Below are 6005 nucleotides of genomic sequence, written 5' to 3' on the forward strand. Positions count from 1 at the left end.
ATGGGTGGAGGCGACGTGGAATTTCGCCCGCGTGTCGACCATGGGAATGCCGACTAGGCCGTATTTGTGGACGATGTCCTGCTTCGAGAAGCCGGCGGCCTCGAACATGATCGAGGTCGAATCGTCGAACATCGCGAAGTAGCGCGGGTAGTAGACGATGTTGGCGGGGTCGCAGTCGCCCCACTGGATCTGTACGTCGCGGCGATGGACGAACATGGCGTTTGCCTAGCGCGGCGCCATGCGGAGCGCGGCATCGAGCCGCACCACCTCGCCGTTGAGATAGGGGTTGTCGATCATATGCAGCGCCAGCGAGGCGAACTCGTCGGCGTGGCCGAGCCGGTGCGGGAACGGAATCGCGGCGGCGAGCGAGTCCTGCGCCTCCTGCGGCAGACCGCCCAGCAGCGGCGTCAGGAACAGGCCGGGCGCGATGGTCAGCACGCGGATGCCGAACTGCGCGAGTTCGCGCGCGATCGGCAGCGTCATCGCCACGATGCCGCCCTTCGATGCGGAATAGGCCGACTGCCCGATCTGGCCGTCATAGGCCGCGATCGACGCGGTGGAGATCACGACGCCGCGCTCGCCGGTCGAGAGCGGCTCCAGCTTGCTCATTTCGGAGGCCGCCAGCCGCAGCATGTTGAAGGAGCCGATCAGGTTGACCTTGATCACCCTGTCGAAATCGGCCAGCGCCATCGGGCCGTCGCGGCCGACCACCCGTTTGGCGACGCCGATGCCGGCGCAATTGACCAGGATGCGCGCCGGGCCGTGCGCCTTGGAGGCGGCGACGATGGCGGCTTCCGCCGAGGCCGCATCCGAAACGTCGCAGGTCACCGCGACGCCGCCGATCTCGGCAGCGAGGGTTTCGGCCAGCCTGGCGTTGAGGTCGCAAACCGCAACCTTCGCGCCGCCTGCAGCAAGCCTGCGCGCGGTCGCAGCACCCAGTCCCGATGCACCTCCGGTGACGATGGCGGCCTGATCCTTCAATTGCATGGTCTTCTCCCTCGAAAAATTTCTGTTCGTGTCCGGCTACAGCGTGATCAATTGGGCTGGCGGTGTCGGCGAATACAGCAGGTCGATCAGCCCGCCGCGGTGATCCAGCACCGCGCGCTGGTTGATCGAGCCCTTGTCGGTGACTTCGCCGCGGTCGATCGACAGCGGTGTATCGAGCAGCACCGCGCGCGTGATCCGCGTCGACGATCCCGTCGCGGTTCCCAGGAACCTTGCCAGCCGCTCGCGAAACGCTTCGCGGATCAGCGGATCGGAAGCGGTGCCGGCGAGATCGTCAACGGCCAGCGTCGGGTTGATCAGGCGGCAGCCGTCGAGGTCGAGAATGACCAGCGCCGAGATCTCGTCGCGGTTGATGCCGGCGATCACGACGTCGCGCACCATGGGGGCACAGGCCGCAACGAGGCGCGCGCGCAGCGGGCCGACGCTGACCCAAGTGCCGCTGGCGAGCTTGAAATCCTCGGCAATGCGGCCGTCGAAGTCAAAACCCTTGCCGAAATCATCGGGATCGACCGGCTTCAGCGCGTCGCCGAATTTGTAATAGCCTTCCTCGTCGAACGCCGCCGCCGTCAATTCCGGCTGCCGCCAATAGCCCGGCGTGACGTTGGGCCCCTTGGCGCGAACCTCGAGCTTGCCGTTGTTCGGGATCAGTTTCGCGTCGTTGCCCGAAACCGGAAGCCCGACATGGCCGGAGCGGCTGGTGGCGGGCTTGACCGACATGAAGAACGGTGCGGTCTCGGTGGCGCCGAGACCGGTCAGGATTGGCACGCGGTAACCGGTTTCCGCGACGGCGAGTTCGTCCAGCGTGTTCCAGACGAACGGCGACAGCGCCGCACCGGAGAAGAACATCGCATGCAGGCGGTGAAAGAATTTTGCCCGTAGTGCCTTGTCGTCACGCAGATACGGCAGCAGCGATTCATAGCCTTTCGGCACGTTGAAATAGACCGTCGGCGAAATCTCGCCGAGATTGCGCACGGTTTCCTCGATGCCGCCGGGCATCGGCTTGCCCTCGTCGAGATATATTGAGCCGCCGTTGAACAGGGTCAGCCCGATATTGTGGTTGCCGCCGAAGGTATGGTTCCAGGGCAGCCAGTCGACGATGACGGGCGGCTCGTCCCTCAGGAACGCCAGCGTCTCGCGCAGCATCACCTGATTGGCGCAGATCATCCGCTGGGTGTTGATGACTGCCTTCGGATTGCCGGTCGAGCCCGAGGTCAGCAGAAACTTTGCAATGGTGTCCGGGCCGATGGCATCGTGCGCGGCATCGAGGCCGGGATGCTCGGACGTTCCCAGCAACTCGGCCAGCATCGTCACCGTGTTGCCGGGCACCGTGCCGCGCGACGCCGCGATCTCGGTTCCCTCGGGGACATTGACCGAAATAGCATCGGCGAATTTGTCGGCGTCATCCGCGAACACCAGGCCGGGCGTCAACAGCTTCATCAGGTACGCGAGCTTGCCATAATCCTTCGACACCAGCGAATAGGCCGGCGACACCGGACAAAACGGGATACCGGCGTAAAGCGCACCGAACGCGAGCAGCGCGTGGTCGACCGAATTGCCGGAGAGGATCACGATCGGCTTCTCGGCGGACAGGCCACGCGCCAGCAGCGCCGAGGCGATATGCCGGGCCGCGCCCAGCAAGCGGGCGTAGCTGATTTGCCGCCAGCCGCCACCGGCCTGGCGCTCTGCCATGAACACGCGATCGGGTTCCGCCCTGGCCCAATGATGCAGGCGGTCGGTCAGGCGAACCGGATAGTCGCCGAGCGGCGTTTTGGGCCTGAGATATATGACGCCATCGTCGCGGCGCTCGATGGTGACCGCGGGATCGCCGAACGAGATCGGCCGTAGCGGTGCGTCGCCGGCTCCGGTCGCAGTCGACATGTGAGGCTTGGCGCTCATGTCAGGTGGGTTTCACCTTTGCAGTCTTGCGGTCGAGGAAGTCGCGAATCCGGCGCTTGGCCTCTTTATCGCTCTGCGCCACCGTCGCCATCAGCGATTCCATCAAAAGGCCGGTTTGCGGATTGGCCTCCGCGATCATCGGCAGCGCCTGCAACACGGCGAAATTGGTCAGCGGCGCATTGGCTGCGACACGCTCGGCCAGTTCCATCGCCTTCGGCAGCGCCCCTCCCGCTCCTGTCAGATACTGGGTAAATCCATAGGCCGAACCCTCGGTCGCCGAATAGACCCGTCCGGTCAGCATCATGTCGGTCATCCTGGCAACACCGATCAGCCGCGGCAGCCGCACCGATCCGCCGCCGCCGACGAAAATGCCGCGCTGGCCTTCGGGCAATGCGAAATAGGCCGAAGGTTCGGCGACCCTTATATGCGCCGCGCAGGCGAGTTCCAGCCCGCCGCCGATCACCGCGCCCTTGAGGGCGGCGATCACTGGCACCCGGCTGTACTGGATGCGGTCGAATACCCGGTGCCACATCTGCGAATGCCGCAGACCCTCGCTGGCATCCTGCTCGGTCAGTTCCGACAGATCCAGGCCCGACGAAAAATGATCGCCGATGCCGTGAATGACAACCGCGCCGATGTTCTCCGGCAGGTCGGAGAAGCAATCCTGGATCGCAAGGATAATGCCGTCATTGAGCGCATTGCGCTTGGCCGGCCGGTTGAGGCCCACGGTCATGACCGCGCCCACCGTCTCGATCGTGAGCAGCGCGGACCGTTCGGCGGTCGCGGCAGGCGAGGCGTTTGCCATGGGTGCTTTACGTCCTGTCCAGAATAGTTATGCTTTATAACGAATTTGGAGGGAGTCAACAAGCCAGGTTTTCTGCTCGCGATCGGCTTTACCCTCCCCTGGAGGGTAAGAGAATCACAGCACCTGATGCACGTCGATGACGACGCGATCGGCGTGGCGGGCAGCGGAGCCGACGAACAGGTTCTCCATCAGCCAGCGGTATTTTTCGCTGCCGGTCTCGAACCTCGGCACGGTGCGGAAATAGATCAATGCGGGATCGACCGGCTCGCCGCGTTTCAGCTTTTGCAGCAGATCGACGGGGCCGAAGCGGATGCCAGTGTTCTCGACATAGACCACCGCGCCGTCATCAGTCTCGAAGGCATATTTCGCTTCCAGTTCGATCAACTCGTTTGGCCGGATGATCTGGAAGTCCGCGCCGAACGCGCAGACCTTGCCGTTGACGCTTTCGCCGCGCACCTCACCGCCGAGGATTGGAATGATCCGGCGCACGCCGTGACCAATCTCACCTGCTGATGTCACCCCTCCGATACGGACGGTAAGGGTGAATACATATTTGGTCGCCAACTGCGGGATCATGGAAGCCCCTTATTGGAGCATGATCTTATCGGAAAACCGGTACCCATTTTTCCGGATCATGCTCTACCCCATCATGCGCTGTGGCAACCAGAGCGCCAGGATCGGAAATGCGATCAGGATCACCAATCGGATCAGGTCGGTGAAGACGAACGGCGCCACGCCCCTGAAGATCGTGGAGAAAGATGCGTCGGGGATCACGCTCTTGATGACAAAGACATTCATGCCCACCGGCGGCGTGATGAGGCCCAGTTCCACCGTCATCACGATGATGATGCCGAACCAGATCGGGTCGAAGCCGAGATGGACGACCACCGGAAAGATGATCGGGACGGTCAGGATGATCATCGCCATCGCGTCCATCAAACAACCCAGCACCAGATACATCACCATGATAAGGGCGAGAACGCCGTAGGGCCCGAGGCCGAGGCCGGTGAGAAGCTCCGTGACCTTTTGCGGGGTCTGCGTCACCGTGAGAAAATAGCCGAAGATCAAGGCGCCGATCAGGATCGTAAACACCGCGGCCGCGGTGCGGGTCGCCTGCAGCAGCGAGTTGAGGATCTTCTCCTTGTTGAGCCGGCCGGTGAGCACGCCGATCAGGAACGCGCCGGTGGCGCCGACGCCGCCGGCTTCCGTCGGGGTGAAACGGGGCAGGAACGGCAACCCGTAGAGGCCGCCGATCACGAACACGAACAGCAACACCGGCGCCCAGATATTCTTCAGGCCGGCGAACCGCTCGCGCCAGGATGTTTGCGGGCCGGTCGGCAGAAAGCCCGGCCGAAGCCACCCGATCAGCGCAATCGTCAGCATGTACATGGCGATCGCGAGCAGGCCGGGAATGATGCCGGCCATGAACAGCTTGCCGATGTCCTGCTCGGTGATGATGCCGTAGACCGCCAGCACCGTCGATGGCGGCAGCATGGCGCCGAGCGTCCCTCCGGCCGCGATCACGCCGGTGGCGAAGGACTGCGGATAACCGAAACGGCGCATCTCCGGATAGGCGACAGCGGAGAACGTCGCGGCCGTCGCCACCGACGAACCGCAGATCGCGGCAAAGCCGCCGCAGGCGCCGACCGTCGCAATGCCCAGCCCGCCGCGCAAATGCCCGACGAAACCGTTGGCGGCATGAAACAACTCGCGGCTCATTCCGGAATTGGTGACGAACGCCCCCATCAGCAGGAACATCGGAATCACACCGAACGTATAGTCGGTGACCGTGCGCATCGAGGTCTGGCCGACCATCTTGAGCGCTGGGGAAAAGCCGACGAGGTAGCCGAAGCCGGTGACGCCGACGAGGCCCATCGCCATGCCCACCGGCACGCGCAGCAGCATCAGCGCGAACAGCGCGACAAATCCAAGAATGGCGACGGCGTCGGTGCTCATGCCGTCTACTCCACGGTCTTGATCTTGGGCTCTTCCATCTCTTCGGGATGAAGGATCAGGCGCCAGGTGCGGATCGCGATCAGCAATACCGCAGCAGCGTCGCCGGCCCACGCCACCGCAAAAAACGGCCAGGTCGGCATGCGCATATCAAAGGTAAGGACATTGTCGTTGTATGTGCCGTAGACCTTGTCGAACAGCGTCCAGGTCTGCACCGCCACCACGAGCAGCAGCACCAGCGTGGCAAAGACGTCGATCCAGCGTTGGTATCGCGGCCCGACATTGGCCCACACCAGGTCGACGGTGATGTGCCCGCCACGATAGCTTGTCGCCGCGATCCCCCAGA

General features: G+C 63.6%; 7 protein-coding genes. All 7 read right to left on the minus strand.

Annotation, left to right across the window (positions count from 1 at the left end):
• On the minus strand, window positions 1–216 hold a 216-nt coding region (locus tag Q8N40_RS26445), incomplete at its 3' end, for an acyl-CoA thioesterase (RefSeq protein ID WP_371135823.1).
• Between the two features lie 9 nt (window positions 217–225).
• Window positions 226–987, minus strand: a complete 762-nt coding sequence (locus Q8N40_RS26450) for an SDR family NAD(P)-dependent oxidoreductase (RefSeq protein WP_305320415.1) — start codon at window positions 985–987, stop codon at window positions 226–228.
• Between the two features lie 36 nt (window positions 988–1023).
• A complete protein-coding gene (locus Q8N40_RS26455) occupies window positions 1024–2901 on the minus strand; it encodes a feruloyl-CoA synthase (protein WP_305713913.1) in 1878 nt (625 codons plus the stop codon).
• Window position 2902: 1 nt separating this feature from the next.
• Window positions 2903–3706, minus strand: coding sequence for a crotonase/enoyl-CoA hydratase family protein (locus tag Q8N40_RS26460; RefSeq protein ID WP_305320413.1), 804 nt, complete (start codon window positions 3704–3706; stop codon window positions 2903–2905).
• A 114-nt stretch (window positions 3707–3820) separates the two neighbouring features.
• Window positions 3821–4282: a DUF3237 domain-containing protein gene (locus Q8N40_RS26465; protein ID WP_305713914.1), complete on the minus strand. Its 462-nt coding sequence runs from the start codon at window positions 4280–4282 to the stop codon at window positions 3821–3823.
• 63 nt (window positions 4283–4345) lie between these two features.
• On the minus strand, window positions 4346–5662 hold the full coding sequence (locus Q8N40_RS26470) for a TRAP transporter large permease (RefSeq protein WP_305713915.1): 1317 nt from the start codon (window positions 5660–5662) through the stop codon (window positions 4346–4348).
• A gap of 5 nt (window positions 5663–5667) precedes the next feature.
• Window positions 5668–6005: TRAP transporter small permease subunit (locus Q8N40_RS26475; protein WP_305713916.1), on the minus strand; the 338-nt coding region annotated here is incomplete at its 5' end.

Source organism: Bradyrhizobium sp., assembly GCF_030693485.1.
Taxonomy (GTDB): domain Bacteria; phylum Pseudomonadota; class Alphaproteobacteria; order Rhizobiales; family Xanthobacteraceae; genus Bradyrhizobium.